The sequence below is a fragment of the Paraburkholderia sp. CNPSo 3274 genome (assembly GCF_024206475.1).
Classification (GTDB): Bacteria; Pseudomonadota; Gammaproteobacteria; order Burkholderiales; family Burkholderiaceae; genus Paraburkholderia.
Map to the genome: position 1 here is coordinate 74,769 of NZ_JAMBPR010000018.1, position 23,939 is coordinate 98,707.

Below are 23,939 nucleotides of genomic sequence, written 5' to 3' on the forward strand. Positions count from 1 at the left end.
CGTGACGCCCCTAGTCCCGATGATGTAAGCCGCAGTCGCCCGCTGCTGCGGGTTGCGGCCCCCTCGGCCTCGGGTCGCGCACGCGGCGCAGCCCGAAGCCAGGGCGGACCATTATTGCGTAAACGCGTTGCGCAATGCAGCAACCGCGACAGCCGGGTCGGCCGCCTCGGTCACGGCGCGCACCACCGCCGCGCTGCCCGCGCCCGTCGCGAGGACCTCGGGCAGCACATTGCCGTCGATGCCGCCAATCGCCACCATCGGCACGACGCCGTCCAGCAGCTTCACGTAGCGGGCGAGACGCGCGAGGCCCTGGGGGGCCGTGGGCATCGCCTTGGTCGTGGTGGCGAAGACGGCGCCGCACGCGAGGTAGCTCGGACGGAAATGAAGCGCCGTGAGCATCTCGAAGTAGCCGTGCGTCGAGAGGCCAAGACGCGCGCCAGCCGCCGCGATCGCGCCGAGGTCGGCTTCGCGCAGATCTTCCTGGCCAAGGTGCACGCCATAAGCGCCGGCCGCGACGGCCTCCTGCCAGTGATCGTTGATGAAAAGCTGCGCGTCGTGCTTGCGGCCCGCCGCGACGCAGCGCTCGATCTCTTGCGTGAGCGCCGCGGATTTCGGCTGCTTGCTGCGTAGTTGCACCGTCTGCACGCCATAGTCGAGCACGCGCTCGACCCAGTCCGCCGTAGGCAGCACCGGATACAGCCCAAGCTTCGCGGGACACGGCGCGAACGGCTGTGCGGGCGCGGCGGGCAGACCCAGCACGCGCGGAAAACGCTCGATGTCGACGGGCCAGGCATCGGCCTGCTGTTCGTCGCCGTCGCGCCAGGCAAGCGCGAGCACGAGCGCGTCGTGCGGATCGAAGCCGCAGTCGAGGAACGCCGCCAGCGCCGGGATCCAGTCTTCCGCCAGCTCGCCTTCGAGCGCGTAACGCTCGCCACCCAGATGCAGCGTGGCGCGCGCCGCCTTCGGGTTTTCGCCGGCGGCTTCGATCACGCCCGCGCCGTCGGTCATCCAGCGCGCGATGTTGGCCAGATGCGGCGCCGCGTCGGTCACGATGATCAGATCGCCGCCGTTGGGCGCGTCGGGCGGTGTAAGACAGATGCGCCACGGCGCATGCGTGGGCTGCCAGTCGCCCAGGCGCGCACGGATGCGCTCCGCCGTTTCGGTGAGTTCGTCGGCGGGCGGCCAGAACAGTTCGCGGTCCTGCAGTCGCAGCGTTTCAGTCATCGCTTGTCTCCATCCTGGTGCCAGAAAGGCATGCCGACCACGGGCGTGCTCGCGACCGCCACTTCGCGCTCGGCCATCGGTCCGGCGAGATACGCGGCGCGCCCCGCCTCGACGCCGAGCGCGAACGCGCGCGCCATCGCCTCGGGGTGCGTGGCCTGCGAAACGGCCGTGTTGAGCAGCACGCCGTCGAAGCCCCACTCCATCACCTGGCACGCGTGCGAAGGCACGCCGAGGCCCGCATCGACGATGAGCGGCACATCGGGCAAGCGCTCGCGCAGCACGCGCAAGCCGTAGGGGTTGATCACGCCCTTGCCGGTGCCGATCGGCGCGCCCCACGGCATGAGCGCCTCGCAACCCGCATCGAGCAGACGCCTGCCGATCACGAGATCCTCGGTGCAATACGGCAGCACCTTGAAGCCATCCTTCACGAGGCGCGACGCGGCCTCGATCAGGCCGACCGGGTCGGGCTGCAGCGTGTAGTCGTCGCCGATCAGTTCGAGCTTGATCCAGTCGGTTGCGAAGACTTCGCGCGCCATGTGAGCCGTCGTCACCGCCTCATTGACGGTGAGGCAGCCGGCCGTGTTCGGCAAGAGCGGCACGCCGTGGCGCTTGAGCAGATCGAAGAAGCCTGCCTCGGCGGTGCCGTCGTTCATCTGGCGGCGCAGCGCGACGGTGATCATGCCGGGGCGCGCGGCCGCCATCGAGTCGGCGAGCGACTGCAGCGACGGATAGCGCGACGTGCCGAGCAGCACGCGGCTCGCGAAGGTTTCGCCGTAGAGCGTGAGCGCGTCGGCGGTGGATGTGGTGGTCATGGGTTGGAATCCTTGGCGGTGTCGTGAAAGCGCTCGCCATGTATGCGATGCGCGCGACCGGTGGCTTGGCCGAGCGAGGCTCAGCCGCCGGCCACGGGGCTCACGACGTCGAGGCGGTCGCCCGCCTGGAGCGAGCGCGCGCCATGCTGGGTGCGCGCCACGAAATCGCCGTTCAGGGCCACGGCGAACGGCGGACGCGCGCCAAATGCGGCGAGCGCATCGGCGACCGTCGCGCCCTCGGGCAGCGTGATCGGCTTCTGGTTGATATGAATGTCCATGGCAAATACGTTCTCAAACTGCGGATTGTTTCTGGTGATGCTTCAAGCCGGCTCGTGCGCGCCCTGCGCGTGCAGCATGTCGCCCCATCGCGACGCGCGGCGCAGCGACTCGAAAGAATCGGCATCGCTCACGCGCGCCTCGAGCAGCGCTTGTGCGAAGCGCGCGGCTTCGTCGGCGACTTCCGGCGCGATCATGAAGCCGTGCCGATAGAGGCCGTTCACGCGCAGTGTGGTCTTCCCGTCCCAAATGAGCGCCGGGCGGTGGTCGGGCAGCGTCGGGCGGCACTGCGTGTTCAACTCGAGGATGCGCGCCTCGCCGAACGCCGGATGCACCGCAAACGCCGCGCTCAGCAGTTCGAGCGCCGAGCGCACGCTCACGGGCGAACGGTCCTCGCCTTCGATCTCGGTCGCGCCGATCACGAAGACATCGTTTTCCTTGGGCGCGATATAGAGCGGATAGCGCGGATGCAGGAGCCGCACCGGGCGGGTGAGCGTGATGCCCGGCGCGTGCACGCGCGCGACTTCGCCGCGAATGCCGCGCAAACCCGGCAGCGCAGCTTTGGCGCCCAGCCCGCGGCAGTCGATCGTCACGCGCGCGGGCGGCGGATTGGCCTCGTCGACCGTGGTATGCCAGTGGGTTTCCACGCCACGCGCGGCGAGCCCCGCCGCCAATGCGGCCAACGTCTGGCGATTGTCGAGCTGGCCCTCGCCTTCGAGCAGCCAGCCGCGCGCGAAGCGCCCGGCGAGCGCCGGTTCGGCGGCGTCGAGCTGTGCACCGGCGAGCGCGACGAAGTTTGCATCGGCGAGAGAACGCGGCGCGTTGGCGCGCACGCGGCGCTCGAAGAGCGGCGCTTCGGTGCGATCGGCGGTATGCCAGACGACGAGCGTGCCGTTGCGCTGGAAGAACACGGGCTCCGGCAGCTCGGCCAGGATGCGCGGCCAGGATTCGAGCGACGCGACGCCAAGCTCGGTAATGAGCAGTTCAGCGACAGCGGCCTCCGCGAGCGGCGCCAGCATGGCCGCCGCGACCCAGGCCGCGGCCTCGCCGCCTTCGGGGCCGCCACGCTCGTAAAGCGCGACGCGATGGCCCTCGCCAGCGAGACGCCATGCGACGAGCCGGCCGCTCAAGCCGCCGCCGAGCACAGCGAAGTCGGGCACGCTGCCCACGTTATGGTTGCGGGCGCGGCTCATGACGACGCTCCGTCACGCAAGGCGAACGCGATAAAAATCGGGGAACAAAGAGAATAGGCGGTCATCGTATCCTTTCCGTACGGCAGCAGCAGACGTACCCAAGGACGAAACCGGCTGGCAAGGCCGACCGTGGAGGCTATGCGGCGCAGACGGCCCTGTACAAAATTCGCGGAATTCGTACGAACCCATGCGCCCCAAGCGCAGCCCGGCGGGAATCCTGGCGCCCCCTCCTTGAAAAAACCAGGCTGGGCGCCGGCCAAGACTTTCTGGAAACTTCCCGCGCCGGTATTACCCGGATCGGGTGCGAAGGGTCTCTCTCAGCCTCACTGGCGGCATGCCCGGCATACCGGTGAAGCACCCCTGTTTCGTCAACGTCGATTAGACCACAAAACGCGCGCGGCTCGCAAACCTCGGCGGAACCGGCAGCCTGCTCTGGCACAATGCCCTGAACCCGCCGCTTTCGCCTCGCAAGCCCGCGCGGTGAGACAATGGGCGCCACGCTACGGCGGCGACGGCGTGCGCTTTTGTCTCCACGCCTGCCGCCGTTTTGACTCCGACTTTGACCCGTTAAGACTCACTTAAGCGCCCGACGACAGAATCGCTGCAAAATCGCTGCAACGCTGCCGCCGTGCGGCGCGCGGCGCATGCCCCCAGCGGGCCGCCACACCTTCAGGACGCACATGACCAACCAACCTGCCCGCGCCACGCCCGATCAGAACGAGCATCAGAAGATCACCGCGTGGAGCCTGATCAAGCCCTACTGGGTCTCCGAGGAACGCTGGATCGCCTGGGGGCTGCTCGTCGCGATCATCGTGATGAACCTGCTCGTCGTGTGGATCAACGTGCGCCTCAACGGCTGGAGCGCGGAGTTCTACAACGCGTTGCAGGCCAAGGACGTCAAGCGCTTCCCGCCTCTGTTGATGACCTTCACCGAACTGGCGTTCGGCTTCATCATCCTCGCAGTGTATGGCCGCTATCTGCGCCAGATGCTCGGCTTTCGCTGGCGCCAGTGGCTTACCACCCGCTTCCTGAGCGAGTGGCTCGGAAAGGGCGCGTTCTATCGAATCGAGCGCGACCGCCTCGCCGATAACCCCGACCAGCGGATCAGCGACGACCTCCAGTCGTTCGCCACGACCACGCTCTCGCTCACGCTCGACCTGCTCTCCACGGTCGTCACGCTGATCTCGTTCATCACGATCCTGTGGACGCTCGCGGGTGCGCTCACGGTCACGCTGGGCGGCACGCCGCTCGCGATTCCGGGCTACATGGTCTGGGCCGCCGCGCTCTATGCCGTGTTCGGCTCGCTCGTGATCCAGAAGGTCGGCCACCCGCTCGTGTCGATCAACTACCAGCAACAAAAGGTGGAAGCGGACTTCCGCTTCGGCTTGATCCGCCTGCGCGAAAACGCCGAGCAGATCGCCCTCTACGACGGCATGGACACCGAGCGCGGCAACGCGCAAGGCCTCTTCCAGCACATCCGCGACAACTGGTGGCGCGTGATGAAGTACACGAAACGCCTCACCTTCGTGCTGAGCTTCTACGGCCAGATCGCCATCATCTTCCCGCTCGTGGTGGCCGCGCCGCGCTATTTCGCGGGCGCCTTCACGTTCGGCGTGCTGATGCAGATCTCGCAGGCGTTCGGCACCGTGAGCGACTCGTTCTCCTGGTTCATCAACAGTTACTCCACGCTGGTCGAATGGCGCGCTACCGTGAATCGTCTGCGCGAATTCGTGCGTGTGATGCACTCGCCGCGCCTGAAGGAATCGGTCTCGCCCGCCACCGAGCACGGCGGCATCAACCTGCACTTCATCGACAACAACGAACTCGCCACCGAACATCTCAAGCTTTCGCTGCCCAACGGCACGCCGCTCTCCGAAGTGCGCGACATCGCCATCAAGCCGGGCTCGCGCTGGCTCGTGCGCGGCCCCTCGGGCGCGGGCAAGAGCACGCTGATGCGCGCGCTCGCGGGCCTCTGGCCGTTCGGCGAAGGCTCGATCGACGCCCCCGTGGATGCGCGCATGATGTTCATCCCGCAGCAGAGTTATCTGCCCATCGGCACGCTCAAGGCGGCGCTCACCTACCCCTCGCCCGCCGCCGACTACAGCGACGAAGACTGCCGCGAAGCGCTGCGCGCCTGCCGCCTCGGAGAGTACGCGGATCGTCTCGGCGAATCGGCACACTGGTCGCGCGTGCTCTCGCCGGGCGAGCAGCAACGCCTTGCGGGCGCGCGCGTGCTGCTGCACAAGCCCGACTATCTGTTCCTCGACGAAGCGACGAGCGCGCTCGACCCCGACAACGAAAATCGCCTCTACAAGCTGTTCGTGGAACGCCTGCCCAAGGCGGCGATCGTGAGCGTCGCGCACCGCGAGTCGCTTGCGGCGTACCACCACGAAACGCTCGAGATCGAGCGCATGCCCGAAGAGCGGGTTGCCGCGTGAGCGCAAGCGCGGCGCGCGTCGTGCTGATCACGGGCGCGGGCTCGGGTATCGGCGCAGCGCTCGCGCGCCGCATCGCAGCGCCTCATGTGGCGTTGATGCTGCACGCGCGCGGCGCGGATGAGGCGTCGCGCGCGCGGCTCGCCGCCGTTGCCGCCGAGTGCGGGCAGCGAGGCTCGAACTGCGCCACCGCGTACGGCGATCTCGCGCAGGCCGGCCAGGCGAGCGCGCTCGTGGACGCCACGCTCGCGCACTTCGGTGCGCTCGACCAGTTCGTCGCCAACGCCGGGCATGCGCAGCGCCAAACGCTCGCCGCGCTCGACGCCGCCTCGCTCGAAGGCGCATTCGCGGCCATGCCCGCCGCGTTCGCCGCGCTCGTGCAACGCGCGCAGCCGGCGCTGGAACGCTCGGCGCGCGCCCGCGTGGTCGCGCTGAGTTCGTTCGTCGCGCACCGCTACCGGGCCGGCGCGCCGTTCGCCGCCACCGCCGCCGCGAAGGCCGCGCTCGAATCGCTGGCGAAAACCGCCGCGGCGGAACTGGCGCCGCACGGCGTGACCGTGAACTGCGTCGCGCCCGGCTATACGCGCAAGGACAAGGGCCCCACGCCGGAAAACGCGCCGGTGTGGGAGCGCGCGGCGCAGGAAACGCCGCTCGGCCACGTGGCGGATCCCGCCGATGTCGCCGAACTCATCGCCTTCCTGCTCTCGGACGCCGCGCGCCACATCACCGGCCAGGTGATTCATGTCGATGGCGGGCTCACGCTCTAGCGCGCGGTCCCCGCGCGCCATCGTTCGCTTGCTATCGAACTAAACATCGGAATACAACGATAGCGGGCGCCCCTAATTGCCCCTCGCCTCAGCACGGTTTCGCACCGTAAAATACCCCTCCAGCACACCGGAGACGGGCGGCGTTGCACCGCGCAGCCCGTCAACGCCAAGCGTACACGCCACCCAACGCGTTTGCGCCAGCCGGGTCGCAAGCGCCGCACGCGCCGCTCACCCGGTTCGTTGTGTGCACAACAAATATGGGGGAAGACACGCGATGGGCTACTTTCAATGGTTCACCGAGTTGAACGCGCGCGAGCGGCGCACGCTCTACGCGGGATTCGGCGGCTACGCCGTCGACGCGTTCGACTTCATGATCTACTCGTTCCTGATCCCGACGCTCATCGCGACCTGGGGCATGACCAAGAGCGAGGCCGGCATGATCGCGACCAGCTCGCTGATCTCCTCGGCGATCGGCGGCTGGCTCGCCGGCATCCTCGCCGACCGCTACGGCCGCGTGCGCGTGCTGCAGTGGACCATCGCCACCTTCGCGGTCTTCACCTGCCTCTCCGGCTTCACGCATTCGTTCTGGCAACTGCTCGCCACGCGCACGCTGCAGGGCATCGGCTTTGGCGGCGAATGGACGGTCGTCACGATGATGATGGCCGAAACGATCCGCTCGCCGCAGCATCGCGCCAAGGCCGTGGGCACGGTGCAGAGCAGCTGGTCGTTCGGCTGGGGCGCGGCCGCCATCCTGTACTGGGCCTTCTTCGCCCTGTTACCCGAGGAATACGCGTGGCGCGCGTGCTTCTGGATCGGCATCGTGCCTGCGCTCTGGATTTTCTATGTGCGCCGCAACGTGAGTGACCCCGACGTGTTCGTCGCCACGCGCCGTGCGCGCGAAAGCGGCGCGATGCAAAGCCACTTCATGCAGATCTTCGCGCCCGCGCATCTGGCCACCACCCTGCTCGGCAGCGCGCTGTGCACCGGCATGCTCGGCGGCTACTACGCGATCACCACCTGGCTGCCCACCTACCTCAAGACGGTGCGCCACCTCTCGGTGTTCAACACGAGCGGCTATCTGATCGTGCTGATCGTCGGCTCGTTCACGGGCTATATCGTCGGCGCGATCCTCTGCGACAAGATCGGCCGGCGCGCCTCGTTCATCCTGTTCGCCATCGGCTCGTTTGTGCTCGGCATGGCCTACACAATGCTGCCGATCACCGACACCGCCATGCTCCTGCTCGGCTTTCCGCTCGGCATCGTCGTGCAAGGCATTTTCGCGGGCGTCGGCGCGTATCTCTCGGAGCTCTACCCGAACGCGATCCGCGGCTCGGGTCAGGGCTTCTGCTACAACCTCGGACGCGGGCTCGGCTCGTTTTTCCCGATTCTCGTGGGCACGTTCGCGCAAACCACCTCGCTCGTGAAGTCGATCGGCGTGGTGGCCGGCGCGGGCTATCTGCTCGTGATCGTCGCGGCGCTGTGCCTGCCGGAGACGAAGGGCAAGGCGCTGACCGAGGAAACACCTGCTGCTGCGAGCGAGCGCCCGTCTGCGGAGTCCACTGCACGATGAGCGCGAACATGCTGCAATACCGACCGTCCCTCCCTGTTGTGCGACCGGCATGAAAACGATCGTCCTCGGCGCCGGTGTGATCGGCGTCGCTACTGCGTACTATCTGAGCGAACGAGGCTGCGACGTCACGGTCGTCGAACGGGAACCGGGCGTCGCGCTCGGCACGAGCTTCGGCAACGCCGGTGTCATCGCGCCCGGCTATGTCACGCCGTGGGCTGCGCCCGGCATGCCCGCGAAGCTCATCAAATATCTCCTCAAGCCCACCTCGCCGCTCATTTTCCGGCCCACGCTCGACGCCGCGCAGTGGCGCTGGATCGCGCGCTGGCTGCGCGAATGCGATCTCGTGCGGTTTCGCGTGAACAAGCAACGCATGCAGCGCATCGCCTATTACAGCCGCGAATGCCTGCACGCGTTTCGCGCCACGCACGCGTTCGAGTACGGGCGCAGTCAGGGCTATCTCCAACTCTTTCGCAGCGAGTACGACGTCGAACTCGCGCAACCGGCGCTCGGCGTGCTGCGCGACGCGGGCATCGTCTTTCGCGAGCTCGATTCCGCCGGTTGCGCGCAGGTCGAGCCGGGGCTTGCCTGGTCGCGCGTGAAACCGGTGGCGGGCGTCTATCTGCCCGAAGACGAGGCCGGCGACTGCGCACGCTTCACGCGCGAACTGCGCTCCGTATGCGAAGCACGCGGCGTCACGTTTCTGTTCGATACCGAAGTGCTCGCGCTCGAAGCCGCGGGCGGCAAGGTGAACGGCGTGCGCGTGCGCGCGGTGCCCGGGCGGCGCACGGCGAACAACCGCAAGGACCGGCGCGAGCAGCGCCGCGCCCCGGCCGAAGTGCTGCGCCCGGCCGAGCGCAGCGAGCCCGCCGACGACACGCCCCATACGCTCGCCGCCGATGCCGTGGTGGTCGCACTGGGCGTGGAGAGCGCGGCGCTCGTCGTCCCGCTTGGCGTGCGGGTGCCGCTGTATCCGGTGAAAGGCTATTCGGCCACGCTGCCTGTGGTCGATGAGCAGAAGGCACCGCGCGCCGCGCTCATGGACGAGTCGCTCAAGACCGCGATCACGCGATTCGGCCCGTATCTGCGTGTGGCGGGGACGGCGGAACTAGGCGACCACCGCGCGACGCTGCGCGAGCAGGCACTGCAAACGCTCATGAAAGTGCTCGACGACTGGTTCCCGCACGCCGCGACGCCTTCATCGGCGCAATTCTGGGTGGGGCGCCGGCCGATGGTGCCGGACGGCGCGCCGCTTCTCGGCCCGTCGGGTGTGGATGGCCTGTGGCTGAACGTCGGGCACGGCTCGACGGGCTGGGCGATGTCGATGGGCTCGGGCCGCGTGCTCGCGGACCTCGTTACGCAGCGCTTGCCGGAAATCGATCTCGACGGCTTGACGCTGGCGCGGTATCGCCATTAAGCGTCGGTAGAGACGGCAACGCGCGACGACGCCTCAATCGAGCGCGACGCTCGCCAACGCCTCGTAGCGCGCGCCCTGCCTCGCGAGCGTGCTCGAATACAGCACCAGCGCCTCGAAGCGCAACGGCGGCAGCGCTTCCCCGCCGCTTGGCGCCGGTGCGCCCACGGCGTCGCGCGCGAAGCGCGCGAGCGTCACGTGCGGGCGGAACGCACGCGCGTCGAGCGGCAAGCCCACGTCTCCCATGAGTGAGCGCACGCGCCAGTCGAGCGCCGTGAACGCGTCCGACATCGCGAGCACGGCCACCATGAGGCGCGGATGCGCGCGTCCCGGCCAGCATTCGATATGCGTGACTTGCGCGGGCGGGAGGAGCGGCGCCTGCTCTGCGAGCCGCCGCGAGAGCACGTGGCCCTGGTCGAACGACATCGCGCCGATGAACGTCACTGTCAGATGAAGTTGCGCATAGGGCACGCGCCGCGCATTGGACGGCACGTCTAGCGCGGCGAGCGCATCGCGCGACGCCGCAGTGGGCGAAAGCGCGATGAAGCAGCGCCGCCATTGCTGCGTGTCACGATCGGTCTCGCGGGCTTCGGACATGATCGGCGGGCCTCGTTCGGTCGGGCAATCGCGTCATGGTAATCCTCCAGCACGAGGCGTGCTCCCATGCAAACCCGCAGCACGGACGTAAAAAAGCCGGGTCACCCTCGCGGGTGCCCAGCTTCTGTCGTGCGTCTCCTGCCGTCTCCCGTGCGTCCCAGCGAATTGCGGGACACACCGGATTTAGCGAGGCAACTCCGAGCTGCCCATCAGATACGCATCGACGGAGCGCGCGCACTGACGACCTTCGCGTGTCGACCAGAGTTAGCGCTTTAGCGCTTACTCTGGTCCCAATCCGCGGTTTAACGCGGCAACTCCGAGCTGCCCATCAGATACGCGTCGACGGAGCGCGCGCACTGACGACCTTCGCGTGTCGACCAGAGGTAGCGCTTTAGCGCTTACTCTGGTCCCAATCCGCGGTTTAACGCGGCAACTCCGAACTGCCCATCAGATACGCGTCGACGGAGCGCGCGCACTGACGACCTTCGCGGATCGCCCACACCACGAGCGACTGGCCGCGGCGCATGTCGCCGGCGGTGAAGACCTTGTCGACCGACGTGTAGTACGCCTTCTCGCCTTCGGTCGAGGCACGCACGTTGCCGCGCGCATCCTTCTCGACGCCGAATGCTTCCAGCACCGGCGAAACCGGCTGCGTGAAGCCCATGGCGAGCAGCACGAGATCGGCCTTCATTTCGAATTCCGAGCCCGGCACTTCGACCATCTTGCCGTCCTTCCACTCCACGCGCGCGGCGATCAGCTTCTCGATCTTGCCGTTCTTGCCTTCGAGGCGCTTGGTCGCGACCGCCCAGTCGCGCGAGCAACCTTCGTCGTGCGACGAAGACGTGCGCAGCTTGATCGGCCAGTACGGCCACACGAGCGGCTTGTTCTCTTCCTCGGGCGGCTGCGGCAGCAGTTCGAACTGCGTGACGCTCTTCGCGCCGTGGCGGTTCGAGGTGCCGACGCAGTCGGAACCCGTATCGCCGCCGCCGATCACGACCACATGCTTGCCCTTGGCGAGCAACTGGTTCGGCAGCTTGTCGCCGGCGTTGACCTTGTTCTGCTGCGGCAGGAACTCCATGGCGTAGTAGATGCCTTCGAGTTCGCGGCCCGGCACAGGCAGATCACGCGGCGTTTCCGAACCGCCTGCGATCACCACGGCGTCGAACTGATCCTTGAGCTCGTCCGGCGAGATCGTTTCCTTCGCCGTGTTGCCGAGGTACGCAGGCAGTTCGCCTTTGCCGATGAACACGTTGGCGCGGAACGTCACGCCTTCGGCTTCCATCTGGCGCATGCGGCGGTCGATCAGCCACTTCTCCAGCTTGAAGTCGGGGATGCCGTAGCGCAGCAGGCCGCCAACGCGGTCGTTCTTCTCGAACACCGTCACGTCGTGACCGGCACGCGCAAGCTGCTGTGCGGCGGCGAGACCCGCGGGGCCCGAACCGACCACGGCGACCTTCTTGCCCGTCTTGTGCTTCGCGACTTGCGGCGCGACCCAGCCTTCGGCCCAGGCCTTGTCGATGATCGCGTGCTCGATCGACTTGATGCCTACGGGATCGTCGTTGATGCCGAGCGTGCACGCCGCTTCGCAGGGCGCCGGGCAGATACGGCCCGTGAACTCGGGGAAATTGTTCGTGGAATGCAGGACGTCGATCGCGCTCTTCCAGTCCTGGCGGAACACGAGGTCGTTGAAGTCCGGAATGATGTTGTTGACCGGGCAGCCGTTATTGCAGAACGGGATGCCGCAGTCCATGCAGCGCGCGCCCTGGATCTTCGCGTCGGCGTCGGAGAGCGCCGCCACGAATTCCTTGTAGTGCTTCACGCGCGTGAGCGGTGCTTCGTACGCCTCATGCTGGCGCTCGAACTCGAGAAAACCGGTTGCCTTACCCATAGGGTTCTCGTCTATCTCTATCTATTCGGTGAGGGGACCGCGCCCGCCGCCGCGCCGGGTTTTCGCAACCCACATCGCGCGGCAGGCGCTTCGTCGTCTTGGAATCGTTTCGTCGCGGTTTAAGCGGCCAGTTCTTCCTGGTTCGCCTTCTTCGCGCCGAGTTCGGTCAGTGCGCGCTTGTATTCCGTCGGGAATACCTTCACGAACTGGCGGCGCGCCGCATCCCAGTTTTCGAGCAACGCCTTGGCGCGCGTCGAGCCCGTGAACTGGAAGTGACGCTCGACGAGTCCCTTGAGCAGTGCTTCGTCGGTCTGGCCCGTGTGCCACAGTGCGCGGTCCACGGTGCGCTCCTGTTCGGCCTGTTGCAGGACCGGGTCGAGCGCGACCATCGACTTGTTGCACTTGCCGCCGAACGTGCCGTCCGGGTCGTACACGTAGGCGATGCCGCCCGACATGCCCGCCGCGAAGTTTCGGCCCGTTTCGCCGAGCACGAGCACCGTGCCGCCCGTCATGTATTCGCAGCCGTGGTCGCCCGTGCCTTCGACAACCGCCGTCGCGCCCGAGTTACGCACCGCGAAACGCTCGCCCGCTACGCCGCGCAGGAAGGCTTCGCCTTCGAGTGCGCCGTACAGCACCGTGTTGCCGCAGATGATGTTTTCTTCGGACTTGCCGCGGAAGTCGTTGGTCGGACGGATGATGATGCGGCCGCCCGAGAGGCCCTTGCCGACGTAGTCGTTGCCGTCGCCCACGAGGTCCAGCGTGATGCCGCGTGCGAGGAACGCGCCGAAGCTCTGACCCGCCGTGCCCTTGAGCTGGATATGGATCGTGTCTTCCGGCAGCCCGTCATGGCCGTACTTCTTGGCGACGATGCCCGAGAGCATCGCGCCAACCGTGCGGTTCCCGTTGCGCACCGGCTGGATGAACGACGCGTGCTCGCCCGTTTCGATCGCGGCCTTGGCCTTTTCGATCAGCGTGTGATCGAGCGCGCGGTCCAGACCGTGGTCTTGCGACTCCACGTGCTTGCGCGCGACTTCGGCGCCCACTTGCGGCTGGTAGAACACGCGCGAGAAGTCGAGACCCTTCGCCTTCCAGTGCTCCACACCACGGCGCGTATCGAGCAGATCCGCGCGGCCGACCAGATCGTCGAACTTGCGGATACCCAGTTGCGCCATGATTTCGCGCACTTCTTCAGCGATGAAGAAGAAGAAGTTGACGACGTGCTCGGGCTGGCCCGAGAACTTCGCGCGCAGCACCGGATCTTGCGTCGCCACGCCGACCGGGCAGGTGTTCAGGTGGCACTTGCGCATCATGATGCAGCCCTGGACGACGAGCGGCGCCGTCGCGAAGCCGAATTCATCCGCGCCGAGCAGCGCGCCGATCACCACGTCGCGGCCCGTCTTCATCTGGCCGTCGGCCTGCACGCGAATGCGGCCGCGCAGCTGGTTCAGCACCAGGGTCTGCTGCGTTTCCGCCAGACCGAGTTCCCACGGCGTGCCGGCATGCTTGAGCGACGAGAGCGGCGAGGCGCCCGTGCCGCCGTCGTGGCCCGCGATCACGACGTGGTCGGCCTTGGCCTTCGCCACGCCCGCTGCCACCGTGCCCACGCCTACTTCCGACACCAGTTTCACCGAGATCGACGAAACCGGGTTCACGTTCTTCAGATCGTGAATCAGCTGCGCCAGGTCTTCGATCGAGTAGATGTCGTGGTGCGGCGGCGGGGAAATGAGGCCCACGCCCGGCACCGAGTAACGCAGCTTGCCGATGTACTCCGAAACCTTGTGGCCCGGCAGTTGACCGCCTTCGCCCGGCTTCGCGCCCTGCGCCATCTTGATCTGGATCTGGTCCGCCGACGACAGGTACTCCGCCGACACGCCGAAGCGGCCCGACGCAACCTGTTTGATCTTCGAACGCAGCGAGTCGCCATCCTTCAGCGGGATGTCCTTGACGACCTCTGGCCCGATGATCGACTGCATCGTGTCGCCGTTCTTGATCGGAATGCCGCGCAGTTCGTTGCGATAACGCTTCTCGTCTTCGCCGCCTTCACCCGTGTTCGACTTGCCGCCGATGCGGTTCATCGCGACCGCCAGCGTGGCGTGCGCTTCCGTCGAGATCGAGCCGAGCGACATCGCGCCCGTGGCGAAGCGCTTGACGATTTCCTTGGCCGGCTCGACGTCGTCGATCGAAATCGCGCGCGCCGGGTCGAGGCGGAATTCGAACAGACCGCGGAAGGTCATGTGGCGCTTCGTCTGATCGTTGATCAGATGCGCGTATTCCTTGTACGTCTGGTACGAGTTGCTGCGCGCCGAGTGCTGGAGCTTGGCGATCGCGTCCGGCGTCCACATGTGGTCTTCGCCACGCACGCGGTACGCGTATTCGCCTCCCGCGTCGAGCATGTTGGCGAGAACGGGGTTGTCGCCGAATGCGTCGCGGTGCAGACGGATCGCTTCCTCAGCCACTTCGAAGAGGCCAATGCCGCCCACCTTCGAGGCCGTACCCTTGAAGTACTTGGCGATGAGATCGTCAGCCAGACCGACGGCTTCGAAAATCTGCGCGCCCGTGTACGACATGTACGTGGAGATTCCCATCTTCGACATCACCTTGAGCAGGCCCTTGCCCACGGCCTTGGTGAAGTTGTAGACGGCCTTCTCGCCCGACAGATCGCCCTTCAGGCCCTGCGCCATTTGCGCGAGCGTTTCCATCGCGAGGTACGGGTGCACGGCTTCCGCGCCGAAACCGGCGAGCAGCGCGAAGTGGTGCGTTTCACGCGCCGAACCCGTTTCCACGACAAGACCCGTGCTCGTGCGCAGACCGTGCTGCACGAGGTGCGAGTGGATCGCCGAGGTGGCGAGCAGCGCCGGAATCGCGACGTTGTCGCGGTCCGCGCGGCGGTCCGACACGATCAGGATGTTGTAGCCCGACCTGACCGCATCGACGGCTTCCGCGCACAGCGACGCGAGGCGCGCTTCGATGCCTTCCTTGCCCCAGGCCACGGGGTAGCAGATGTTCAGTTCGTAGCTGCTGAACTTGCCGCCCGTGTACTGCTCGATCGCGCGGATCTTCGCGATGTCCTTGAAGTCGAGCACCGGCTGCGACACTTCGAGACGCATCGGCGGGTTGATGTTGTTGGTGTCGAGCAGGTTCGGCTTCGGGCCGATGAACGACACGAGCGACATCACCAGGTTTTCGCGGATCGGGTCGATCGGCGGGTTCGTGACCTGGGCGAACAACTGCTTGAAGTAGTTGTAGAGCGTCTTGTTCTTGTTGGACATGACCGCCAGCGGCGAGTCGTTGCCCATCGAACCGACAGCCTCTTCACCCGACATCGCCATCGGCGCCATGAGGAACTTGAGGTCTTCCTGCGTGTAGCCGAACGCCTGCTGACGGTCGAGCAGCGCGGCGGCTTCGGCGCGCGCGGTCGCGACGTCTTCCGCCTTCGGCTCGATCTCGTCGAGCTTGATGCGCACGGCGTCGATCCAGCTCTTGTAGGGCTTGGCGTTGGCGAGGTTGTCCTTGAGTTCCTTGTCGTCGATGATGCGGCCGTGCTCCATGTCGATCAGGAACATCTTGCCCGGCTGCAGACGCCACTTCTTGACGATCTTCGACTCGGGAATCGGCAGCGTGCCGGCTTCTGAAGCCATGATGACCAGGTCGTCGTCCGTGACGATGTAGCGCGCCGGACGCAGACCGTTACGGTCTAGCGTCGCGCCGATCTGACGGCCGTCGGTGAACGCGATCGCGGCGGGGCCGTCCCACGGCTCCATCATCGCTGCGTGATATTCGTAGAACGCCTTGCGGTTCTCGTCCATCAGCGTGTGCTGTTCCCAGGCTTCCGGGATCATCATCATCATCGCGTGGACGAGCGGATAACCCGCCATCACCAGCAGTTCGAGACAGTTGTCGAACGATGCGGTATCGGACTGGCCCGGATAGATCAGCGGCCAGAGCTTGGGCAGGTCGTCGCCGAGCACGTGCGAGGCGATCGCGCCGGTACGGGCGTTCAGCCAGTTCACGTTGCCCTTCACGGTGTTGATTTCACCGTTGTGGGCGATCATGCGGTACGGGTGAGCCAGTTCCCACGCCGGGAACGTGTTCGTCGAGAAGCGCTGGTGCACAAGCGCCAGCGCCGAGACCACGCGCTCGTCCTGCAGGTCGCGGTAGTACACGCCAACCTGGCCGGCGAGCAGCAGGCCCTTATAGACGACCGTGCGCGCCGAGCACGACGGCACGAAGTATTCCTTGCCGTGCTTGAGCTTGAGCGCCTGAATGCGGTGGCTCGCGGTCTTGCGGATGATGTACAGCTTGCGCTCGAGCGCGTCCGTGACCATCACATCCTTGCCGCGGCCGATGAAGATCTGGCGGATCAGCGGCTCGCTCGCCTTCACCGTGGGCGAAATCGGCATGGCGTGATCGACCGGCACGTCGCGCCAGCCCAGCACGACCTGGCCTTCGGCGCGCACCGTGCGCTCGAGCTCCTGCTCGCATGCGAGACGCGAGGCGTGTTCCTTCGGCAGGAAGATCATGCCGACGCCGTATTCGCCGAATGGCGGCAGCGTCACGCCCTGCTTGGCCATCTCTTCGCGGTAGAACGCGTCCGGAATCTGGATCAGGATGCCCGCGCCGTCGCCCATCAGCGGATCGGCACCCACGGCGCCCCGATGGTCGAGGTTCTCGAGAATCTTCAGGCCTTGCTGAATGATTTCGTGGCTCTTCTTGCCCTTGATATGGGCGACGAAGCCGACGCCACAGGCGTCGTGTTCGTTTTGCGGGTCATAGAGACCTTGCGCGGCGGGCACCGCGGCGCGCTGCTGGTGATCGTTCATGGGGACACCGTCAGAGTGGGGGCCGTTGCCAGCCGTTGAATCCATTTTCTTGATTTACGCCGCTTGCGTGACCGCTGTACGGCGTTTCGCGGGGTATTACGTGCTTCCCGCGTTATGCGCCCAGGAGAGCCGAAAGGCGAATATACGCGACGAATCAAGGGGATGCAAATAAAAGGTGATGTTCGAACCCCAATTATCGAGTTGGTGCATTCGCACATTTTTTTATTGGGGACATATTAAATTCGGGCGAAAGAAAACGGCATCCGGAGAGGCCGTTTATCTCGTAAACATTTGATCCGAAAAGCAATCAGTGGGTGCCCGTGCCCGGCTTGCGCTCGTCGTGGTCCGAACTCGAGCCGGAGGAGCCACCGCTGCCGGAACCCTGCGAACCACCGGAATGGCCGCTCGAGCCACCCGGATTTCCACCCGGTGTTGTAGTTGAACCACTCCCGGCGTGGCCGCCTCCATGCGTCGAGGTCGAGCCGGGCGGATTGGTGCCTGGGTGCGAAGTTGAATGGGGGCCAGATTGACCGGCGCCGTGACCAGCTGACTGACCGCCGGGCCCACCTGATCCCGCCGCAGGCGTCGAAGCCGCGCTCGCTGTGGCCGCCGCGCCAATTGCGCCCGGAGTTGCTGCGGGCGTGCCCGGCGCTTCGCGCACCTTGCGCGGGCGCCCGCGCGGCAGCGGCGAGACGCGCCGGTTCGCCGTGCGCGACGCCCAATCGCGGTAGGTGTCGCTGCCGAGCACCCAGCCCTTGAGCGTGGCCTGCATGAGCTGCGTCGTTTCGCGTTCGTCGAGCGCCTGCTCGCAGAGTTCGCGATAGGCGCGCTGACGCTCGAATGGCGTATTGCCGAGCGCCCAGTAGAGCGGATGGTCGGTGATGAGGCTGTCGACGGTGAGGCCGATGTGATGCCGGTAGCTCGACCATCGATAGTCTTCGGGCGCCGTCACGAGGTGGCCGCGCACCGGTGCGAGCTCGACGACGCGGCTCGCCAGCAGGAAGAAGCGCTCGCCCTCGATGACCGTCGCGCGGTAACGCCCCTCCCAGAGCGTGCCGCGACGCGCATAGCGCCGGTTGAAATGCGCCACGTAGCGCCGCCCGACCGCCTGCATTGCCTTAGGCAGGCTGGATTCGTCGGAGGGCGTGACGAGCAGTTGCACCGCGCCGGGCATCAAAACCCACGCATGAACCGCCAGATGATGATCGCGCGCCGCGGCCTTCAGGCAGTCGATGAACAGTTCGTAGTCCTGGTCATCGACGAACGCGGGCTGCTGATCGAGTCCGCGCAGGATCACATGCTGTGGCTGATCGGGAACATAAAGACGTGCAAGCCGTGCCATGCTCGATTTTCCTGGTTCCGTTGGTGAATACCCGCAGACCCGCCAGGCCCCACCAGCGCTAGTTCTCGCTGGCATGCGGCTTCGGCGGAAAGCTCGCGGCGCCTAGTAAAAAAGCTCTAACGGTCGCGTCTGGTTTGTTGCAAACGTTGTGTTCATAATGAGCGGGCCTTTCATGGAGGAGCAATTAATATGAAATTAAAACAGGCGCTGGCAGGGGTCGCCGCGCTCGCCAGTTTCACGGCAGCACACGCACAATCCGCAAACACGTTCTACGTCACCACCGGCTGGTTCCGCTTCATGCCGCAGGACACCAGCGACGCACTCAAGATCGACAGCGTCGGCGGCACGCCCGTCAACATGGCTATCCCGGGCACGGGCGCCAGTGTCGGTGCAGCCGACACCGTGGGTTTCTCCCTCGGCTACTACATTACCGACCACTTCGCTACCGAAGCCGAACTGGGCATTCCGCCGAAGTTCGATATTTCCGGCGGCGGCACCTTTAGCAGCTTCGGCAAGGTCGGCTCGGCGAAACTGTGGAGCCCTGCGCTGCTGTTCAAGTACTACTTCAATAGCCCTGACGCAAAATTCCGTCCTTACCTCGGCGTCGGCGTGACCTACGCCTGGTTCACCGACGCGAAGATTACCAACGGCTCCTTCGAACAGGGGGTGCTTGGGGGTCCGACCAGTGTTTCGACGGATCGTTCCTGGGCCCCCGTGTTTAACCTGGGCTTCAACTACAACTTCACGAAGCACTGGTTCGCCGGTTTCTCGCTCTCGTACATTCCGATCAACGTGACCGCGACGTACAACACGACGCTGAACAACCAGTTCGGCACCCAGCGCGTCGCGGAATCGAAGATTCACCTGAACCCGCTCGTAACGTACCTGAAGGTCGGCTACAACTTCTAACGCGCTGCGGCGCCCCGCACTACCTCGCGGCAGCCCTTCGCCTCGCCCTTGCGGCGTCTGGCGGAGGGCGGCATTTCCCGCCCGACCGTTCCCTTCCCGCCTTAGCGTCTCCATCGAATTTTCCCCACCTTCGCATGGGCTTATCCTGATTCTATGCCTCTGCGAAAAAGCGTGCTGTCCCCGTAATCACCTCTTTTGTCACCAGAGAGCGAAGCCCCGCCTGGCGGGCGTTTGCGCCCAGCTCACTGCGCTCGTTCAAGCCTCGGGCACCGGAATTGCGCAATACTTGCACTCCGGCTCTCGCCTTTCCGCGCCCCTTTTTCGTGCGCGCCGCGGCGAGCCTTTTACCTGTGATTTTTCAACGACGGAGCCATACATGAGCGCCTTTCCGAACACGCGAGAAGCCCTCGGAGATTCCTGGACGCGCACGAGCCGACACGCGCGGCGCATCGCGCGCCGCGGCCGCAGCGCCGCCGCCGATATCACCGACGAGTTGCGTGATCTGCTCGCCGAGCTGGAAAACACGCTGGGCGAAGGAACCCAGGCCGATGCCGCCGCGCTGCGCGACGACATCCGCAAGCGTCTCGACGCCGCCCGCGAGCGGCTCGAAGTGGCGCGTGCAGCCGCGCGTGACCATACTGACGCGGCCATCGCCAGCGCAGACGACTACGTGCACCGCAATCCCTGGCAGGCCGTCGCGATCGTCGGCGGCGTGGCGCTGGTAGTGGGTGCGCTGCTCGCGCGCCGCTGAATGAGGATCCGGGCGCTGGCCGCCCGGCTTGGGGCCTCAGGCGTCGAACGCGTGCGGCCCGATCAGGTCGATACGGTCGGTACAGACCGTATCGACGCCCCAGCTCACGAGCTGGCGAGCGCGCTCGAGGTCGTTCACCGTATAGGCGAGGATGAAAAGCCCCGCCGACTTGATGCGCTCGACGAGCGCCTCGTCCAGATGGCGATGGCTCGCATGGAGCGACACACACTCCAGCGCCGCGGTCTGCTCGCGCCAGTCGGCGGGCACATGCTCGAATAGCAGTCCGCGCGGCAGTTCCGGCGCGCTCTCGCGGGCCGCCTCAAGAGCCGCATAGGAGAACGACGAGAGCAAAGGCGGCACGCCTGCGCGCGTTTCTTTCTCCCATAGGCGCGCCGTTTCGGCACCGACAATGCGTCCGGTCTCCACGTCGCGGCCCGTGCAGGGCTTGATCTCGACGTTCGCCGCAAGCCCCAGCTCACGACAACACGCTGCGACTTGAGCGAGCGTAGGCATCGGCTCGCCCGCAAACCGCGCATCTCGCCAGTTGCCGGCGTCCAACGTGGCAAGTTCCGCGTAGCGCATGCATGCCGCCTCGCCGTGCCCGTTCGACGTGCGGTTCACCGTGTCGTCGTGCAGCAGGAACGCGACGTCGTCGACGGACAGCTTGGCGTCGAACTCGACCATCGCATGCCCGAAGCTCGCGCCGATGCGCAAACCCGCCAGCGTGTTCTCGGGCGCGAGCGTGCCACCCCCCCGGTGCGCGGCAACTCGCGGATACGGCCAGGACTTGATCAAATGGGCTCCCGAAATCGGCAGGGGCGGTGAGATGGGGCGAGTCGCGTCCTCAAACGTCGTCGGCGACGACGAAGAGGCGGCGGTACTCCTTCAGGGCATAGCGGTCCGTCATGCCCGCGATGTAATGCGCGATCAGCCGCGGCTGCACGGCGGCGTCCTGCATCTGGTACGGGGGCGGCAACAGGCGCGAGTCTTCGCTGAAGGCCTCGAACAGCCCCTTCACCACGCGACGCGCCTTGTTGGCCATGCGCATCACGCGATAGTGGCGGTACAGGTTGCGGTAGAGGAAGCGCTTGAGCGCAGCCGCCTGCGCGGCCACGCGCTCACTGTGCGCGACGAGCGCAGGCGCCGCGCGCACGTCGTCGAGCGACTGCGGCGCGCACTCGGCGAGATTACGCTGCGTCTGCCCGATCAGATCGACGATCAGCGTGTTGATGATGCGCCGCACCGTCTCGTGAATCAGCCGGCGGCCCTCGATCTGCGGATATTCGGCGCATGCGGCGTCGTAGTGCGTTTGCCAGAGTTCGACCTCGGCGAGCTGCTCGATGGTGAGCAGGCCCGAGCGCAAGCCGTCGTCGACGTCGTGGTTGTTGTAGGCGATTTCGTCGGCGATGTTGGCGATCTGCGCTTCGATAGACGGCTGCCGGCCGAGCAGAAAACGCTCGCCCAGATCGCCCAGATGCCGCGCATGCTCGCGCGAGCAATGCTTGAGAATGCCTTCGCGCGTCTCGAAGCACAGGTTCAGGCCGTCGAACGCGCCGTAGTGCTCTTCGAGCTCGTCCACGACTGCGAGGCTCTGCAGATTGTGCTCGAAGCCACCGTGCTCGCGCATGCACTCGTTGAGCGCGTCCTGGCCCGCATGGCCGAACGGCGTATGGCCGAGGTCGTGGGCGAGCGAGATCGCCTCGACCAGATCCTCGTTCACGCGCAGGTTGCGGGCGACCGAACGCGCGATCTGCGCGACTTCCAGGCTGTGCGTGAGCCGCGTGCGAAAGAGATCGCCTTCGTGATTCACGAACACCTGGGTCTTGTACTCGAGGCGGCGAAACGCCGTGGAATGGACGATGCGGTCGCGGTCGCGCTGGAACTCGCTGCGCGCAGCGGGCGGCGGCTCGGGATAGCGCCGCCCGCGCGAGCGCGAGGCGTGCGCCGCGTAAGGCGCGAGGCCCGCCTCGAATGACGCGACTAGCGCGGCGCTGGCGTCCCCGCCATGCGCATCGCTACGTTCCTGAACACTACGGGGATCACTACGGTTATCGCTGCGGGTGTCGCTCACCGTTCCTCCGCAAGGGGTTATCGCCGGCAGCGCGTCAGCTCTGCGTCGCGGCGGCGAGCGTGGCCTGCACCGCTTCGTCGGGCGCGCGGCCGATGTGCGTCTCGCCAAAGCGCTTGAGCAGGATGAACTTGATTGTCCCGCCCTCGGCCTTCTTGTCGACCTGCATCAGCTCGACGTAGCGGTTGGCGCCGAGCGCGGGCGCACGCACCGGCAGCTTCGCGGCCTCGACCACGCGCACGAGGCGCGTGCGCGAGGCTTCGTCCAGCATGCCCATGCGCACCGAGAGGTCCGCCGCCATCACCATGCCGCAGCCCACCGCCTCGCCATGCAGCCATTCGCCGTAGCCGAGCCCGGCCTCGATCGCATGGCCGAACGTATGGCCGAAGTTGAGGATGGCGCGCAGGCCGCCCTCGCGCTCGTCGGCGGCCACGACCGATGCCTTGATCTCGCACGAGCGCTTGACCGCGTGGGCGAGCGCTTCGGGCTCGCAACGGTTGAGCGCTTCGACGTTGGCTTCGATCCAGTCGAAGAATTCGGCGTCGGCAATCGCGCCGGTCTTGATGACCTCGGCAATGCCCGCCGCCAGTTCGCGCTCCGGCAGCGTGGAAAGCGCGCCGATGTCGGCGATCACGGCCTGCGGCTGGTAGAACGCGCCGATCATGTTCTTGCCGAGCGGATGATTGATGCCCGTCTTGCCGCCCACCGACGAATCGACCTGCGAAAGCAACGTGGTCGGCACCTGGATGAACGGCACGCCGCGCATGTAGCAGGCGGCCGCGAAGCCCGTCATGTCGCCCGTCACGCCGCCGCCCAGCGCAATGAGCGTAGTCTTGCGATCCGCGCGCGAGGTGAGCAGCGCGTCGAAGATCGCGTTGAGTGTTTCCCAGTTCTTGTGCGCCTCGCCGTCGGGCAGCACCACCGTGTTGACGTCCTTGCCGAGCGGCGCGAGCGCGGCGCGCAGCGTCTCGCCGTAGAGCGGGTCGACGACGGTGTTCGTCACGATCGTCACCGACTTGCCGGCGATATGGGGCGCGAAGAGCGCCGTCTGACCGATCAGGCCGGAGCCGATATGGATGGGGTAGGCGCGGTCGCCCAGTTCGACGTTGACGGTAATCATGCTCTGAATCTTATGGGTTTCCGATGCACTGCCTGCTTCACGACTCACCGCGCGACTCATCGCGCGACCTGCGCCCTACTCGCGCGCCGTGGCCCGCGCGACGCCGGCCATGTCGAGCTGCATCAGCACCATGTTGACGAGTCCGTTGACTGAGGGCCGGCCGGTTTCGATCACGAAGTCCGCGACTTCGCGATACAGCGGGTCGCGCACTTCGTACAGCGCTTCGAGCCGCGCCTTGGGGTCTTCGGTTTGCAAGAGCGGGCGATTCTTGTCGCGCCGCGTGCGCAGCCACAGGTCGTGCGGATGCGCGCGCAGATACACGACAAAGCCGCGCGCCTTGAGCGCCGCGCGATTCTCGGGCCGCAGCACCGCGCCGCCGCCGGTCGCAAGGACGATGCCTTCGCGCCCTGTGAGCTCTTCAATCATCTGGGCCTCGCGGTCGCGAAAGCCCGCTTCACCTTCGAGTTCGAAGATCACCGGGATGCGCGCGCCCGTGTGCGCCTCGATCTCGTGATCGGAGTCGAAGAACGGACGCTCCAGCCGGCGCGCGACCGCCCGGCCCACGGTCGTCTTGCCGGCGCCCATGAGCCCTACGAAAAATACATTGGCGTTTGCGTCCCGCACTTGCAGCGTTTCCTACGAAAGGTTGGTGCCGCAGCTTACTGGCAAAGCGGCGGCGTTGTCGAGCCTGCGGCCCCGTCGTTCCGGCCCCGCAAGCATGCGGCTGCGCGCTTGCGGCCGGTTTACCGGATGAAT

17 protein-coding genes, 1 pseudogene and 1 riboswitch are annotated in these 23,939 nt (G+C 66.3%); of the genes and pseudogenes, 6 read left to right on the top strand and 12 right to left on the bottom strand.

From position 1 onward, the window contains the following. Nucleotides 1-111 precede the first annotated feature (111 nt). The 4 genes from thiE to M3I54_RS14730 form a co-directional block, all read right to left on the bottom strand. A complete protein-coding gene (thiE, locus tag M3I54_RS14715; RefSeq protein WP_254337012.1) occupies nucleotides 112-1,224 on the bottom strand; it encodes a thiamine phosphate synthase in 1,113 nt (370 codons plus the stop codon). Next, nucleotides 1,221-2,036, bottom strand: coding sequence for a thiazole synthase (locus M3I54_RS14720; RefSeq protein ID WP_254337014.1), 816 nt, complete (start codon nucleotides 2,034-2,036; stop codon nucleotides 1,221-1,223). The genes thiE and M3I54_RS14720 overlap by 4 nt, the downstream gene beginning before the upstream one ends. Nucleotides 2,037-2,116: 80 nt before the next feature. Further along, nucleotides 2,117-2,314 carry a sulfur carrier protein ThiS gene (thiS, locus tag M3I54_RS14725; protein WP_028206558.1) on the bottom strand — a complete coding sequence of 66 codons (198 nt, stop codon included), beginning with the start codon at nucleotides 2,312-2,314 and terminating at the stop codon, nucleotides 2,117-2,119. A gap of 42 nt (nucleotides 2,315-2,356) precedes the next feature. After that, entirely contained in the window at nucleotides 2,357-3,505 is a 1,149-nt protein-coding gene (locus tag M3I54_RS14730; protein WP_254337016.1) for an FAD-dependent oxidoreductase, read from the bottom strand. 257 nt (nucleotides 3,506-3,762) lie between these two features. After that, nucleotides 3,763-3,877, bottom strand: a riboswitch (TPP riboswitch). Nucleotides 3,878-4,185: 308 nt separating this feature from the next. Here M3I54_RS14730 and M3I54_RS14735 point away from each other — a divergent pair. The 4 genes from M3I54_RS14735 (at nucleotide 4,186) to M3I54_RS14750 (ending at nucleotide 9,691) form a co-directional block, all read left to right on the top strand. Further along, the gene (locus tag M3I54_RS14735; RefSeq protein ID WP_254337018.1) at nucleotides 4,186-5,943 is read left to right on the top strand and encodes an ABC transporter ATP-binding protein/permease; all 1,758 of its coding nucleotides are present in this window, start codon (nucleotides 4,186-4,188) and stop codon (nucleotides 5,941-5,943) included. Next, complete coding sequence (locus tag M3I54_RS14740; RefSeq protein WP_254337020.1) at nucleotides 5,940-6,707, top strand: SDR family oxidoreductase; 768 nt, start codon at nucleotides 5,940-5,942, stop codon at nucleotides 6,705-6,707. The genes M3I54_RS14735 and M3I54_RS14740 overlap by 4 nt, the downstream gene beginning before the upstream one ends. A gap of 274 nt (nucleotides 6,708-6,981) precedes the next feature. Then, nucleotides 6,982-8,277: an MFS transporter gene (locus M3I54_RS14745; RefSeq protein ID WP_254337022.1), complete on the top strand. Its 1,296-nt coding sequence runs from the start codon at nucleotides 6,982-6,984 to the stop codon at nucleotides 8,275-8,277. A 49-nt stretch (nucleotides 8,278-8,326) separates the two neighbouring features. Then, a complete protein-coding gene (locus tag M3I54_RS14750; protein ID WP_254337024.1) occupies nucleotides 8,327-9,691 on the top strand; it encodes a D-amino acid dehydrogenase in 1,365 nt (454 codons plus the stop codon). Nucleotides 9,692-9,724: 33 nt separating this feature from the next. Here M3I54_RS14750 and thpR read toward each other — a convergent pair whose 3' ends face one another. The 4 genes and pseudogenes from thpR to M3I54_RS14770 all read right to left on the bottom strand — a co-directional run. Then, nucleotides 9,725-10,285 (bottom strand): RNA 2',3'-cyclic phosphodiesterase, encoded by a 561-nt coding sequence (gene thpR, locus M3I54_RS14755; protein WP_254337026.1) that lies wholly within the window; start codon nucleotides 10,283-10,285, stop codon nucleotides 9,725-9,727. A 421-nt stretch (nucleotides 10,286-10,706) separates the two neighbouring features. After that, complete coding sequence (locus M3I54_RS14760) at nucleotides 10,707-12,173, bottom strand: glutamate synthase subunit beta (protein WP_254337028.1); 1,467 nt, start codon at nucleotides 12,171-12,173, stop codon at nucleotides 10,707-10,709. Between the two features lie 119 nt (nucleotides 12,174-12,292). Beyond that, on the bottom strand, nucleotides 12,293-16,993 hold the full coding sequence (locus M3I54_RS14765) for a glutamate synthase-related protein (protein WP_254337030.1): 4,701 nt from the start codon (nucleotides 16,991-16,993) through the stop codon (nucleotides 12,293-12,295). A 652-nt stretch (nucleotides 16,994-17,645) separates the two neighbouring features. Continuing rightward, nucleotides 17,646-18,335, bottom strand: a pseudogene (locus M3I54_RS14770) (transposase); the annotation flags it as partial. A gap of 189 nt (nucleotides 18,336-18,524) precedes the next feature. Between M3I54_RS14770 and M3I54_RS14775 the strand changes: the two are divergent. Together M3I54_RS14775 and M3I54_RS14780 are read left to right on the top strand one after the other, a co-directional pair. Beyond that, nucleotides 18,525-19,244 carry an OmpW family protein gene (locus M3I54_RS14775; protein ID WP_254337032.1) on the top strand — a complete coding sequence of 240 codons (720 nt, stop codon included), beginning with the start codon at nucleotides 18,525-18,527 and terminating at the stop codon, nucleotides 19,242-19,244. Nucleotides 19,245-19,620: 376 nt separating this feature from the next. Beyond that, the gene (locus M3I54_RS14780) at nucleotides 19,621-19,995 is read left to right on the top strand and encodes a YqjD family protein (RefSeq protein WP_028206548.1); all 375 of its coding nucleotides are present in this window, start codon (nucleotides 19,621-19,623) and stop codon (nucleotides 19,993-19,995) included. A 36-nt stretch (nucleotides 19,996-20,031) separates the two neighbouring features. Here M3I54_RS14780 and ugpQ read toward each other — a convergent pair whose 3' ends face one another. From ugpQ to aroK, 4 genes are all read right to left on the bottom strand, one after another. Then, nucleotides 20,032-20,787, bottom strand: coding sequence for a glycerophosphodiester phosphodiesterase (gene ugpQ, locus M3I54_RS14785; RefSeq protein WP_375542147.1), 756 nt, complete (start codon nucleotides 20,785-20,787; stop codon nucleotides 20,032-20,034). Nucleotides 20,788-20,839: 52 nt separating this feature from the next. Beyond that, nucleotides 20,840-22,066 (bottom strand): deoxyguanosinetriphosphate triphosphohydrolase, encoded by a 1,227-nt coding sequence (locus M3I54_RS14790; protein ID WP_254337036.1) that lies wholly within the window; start codon nucleotides 22,064-22,066, stop codon nucleotides 20,840-20,842. A 34-nt stretch (nucleotides 22,067-22,100) separates the two neighbouring features. Continuing rightward, complete coding sequence (gene aroB, locus M3I54_RS14795; RefSeq protein ID WP_254337038.1) at nucleotides 22,101-23,183, bottom strand: 3-dehydroquinate synthase; 1,083 nt, start codon at nucleotides 23,181-23,183, stop codon at nucleotides 22,101-22,103. Nucleotides 23,184-23,258: 75 nt separating this feature from the next. After that, nucleotides 23,259-23,813 (bottom strand): shikimate kinase AroK, encoded by a 555-nt coding sequence (gene aroK / locus M3I54_RS14800; RefSeq protein WP_254337093.1) that lies wholly within the window; start codon nucleotides 23,811-23,813, stop codon nucleotides 23,259-23,261. Nucleotides 23,814-23,939: the final 126 nt, after the last annotated feature.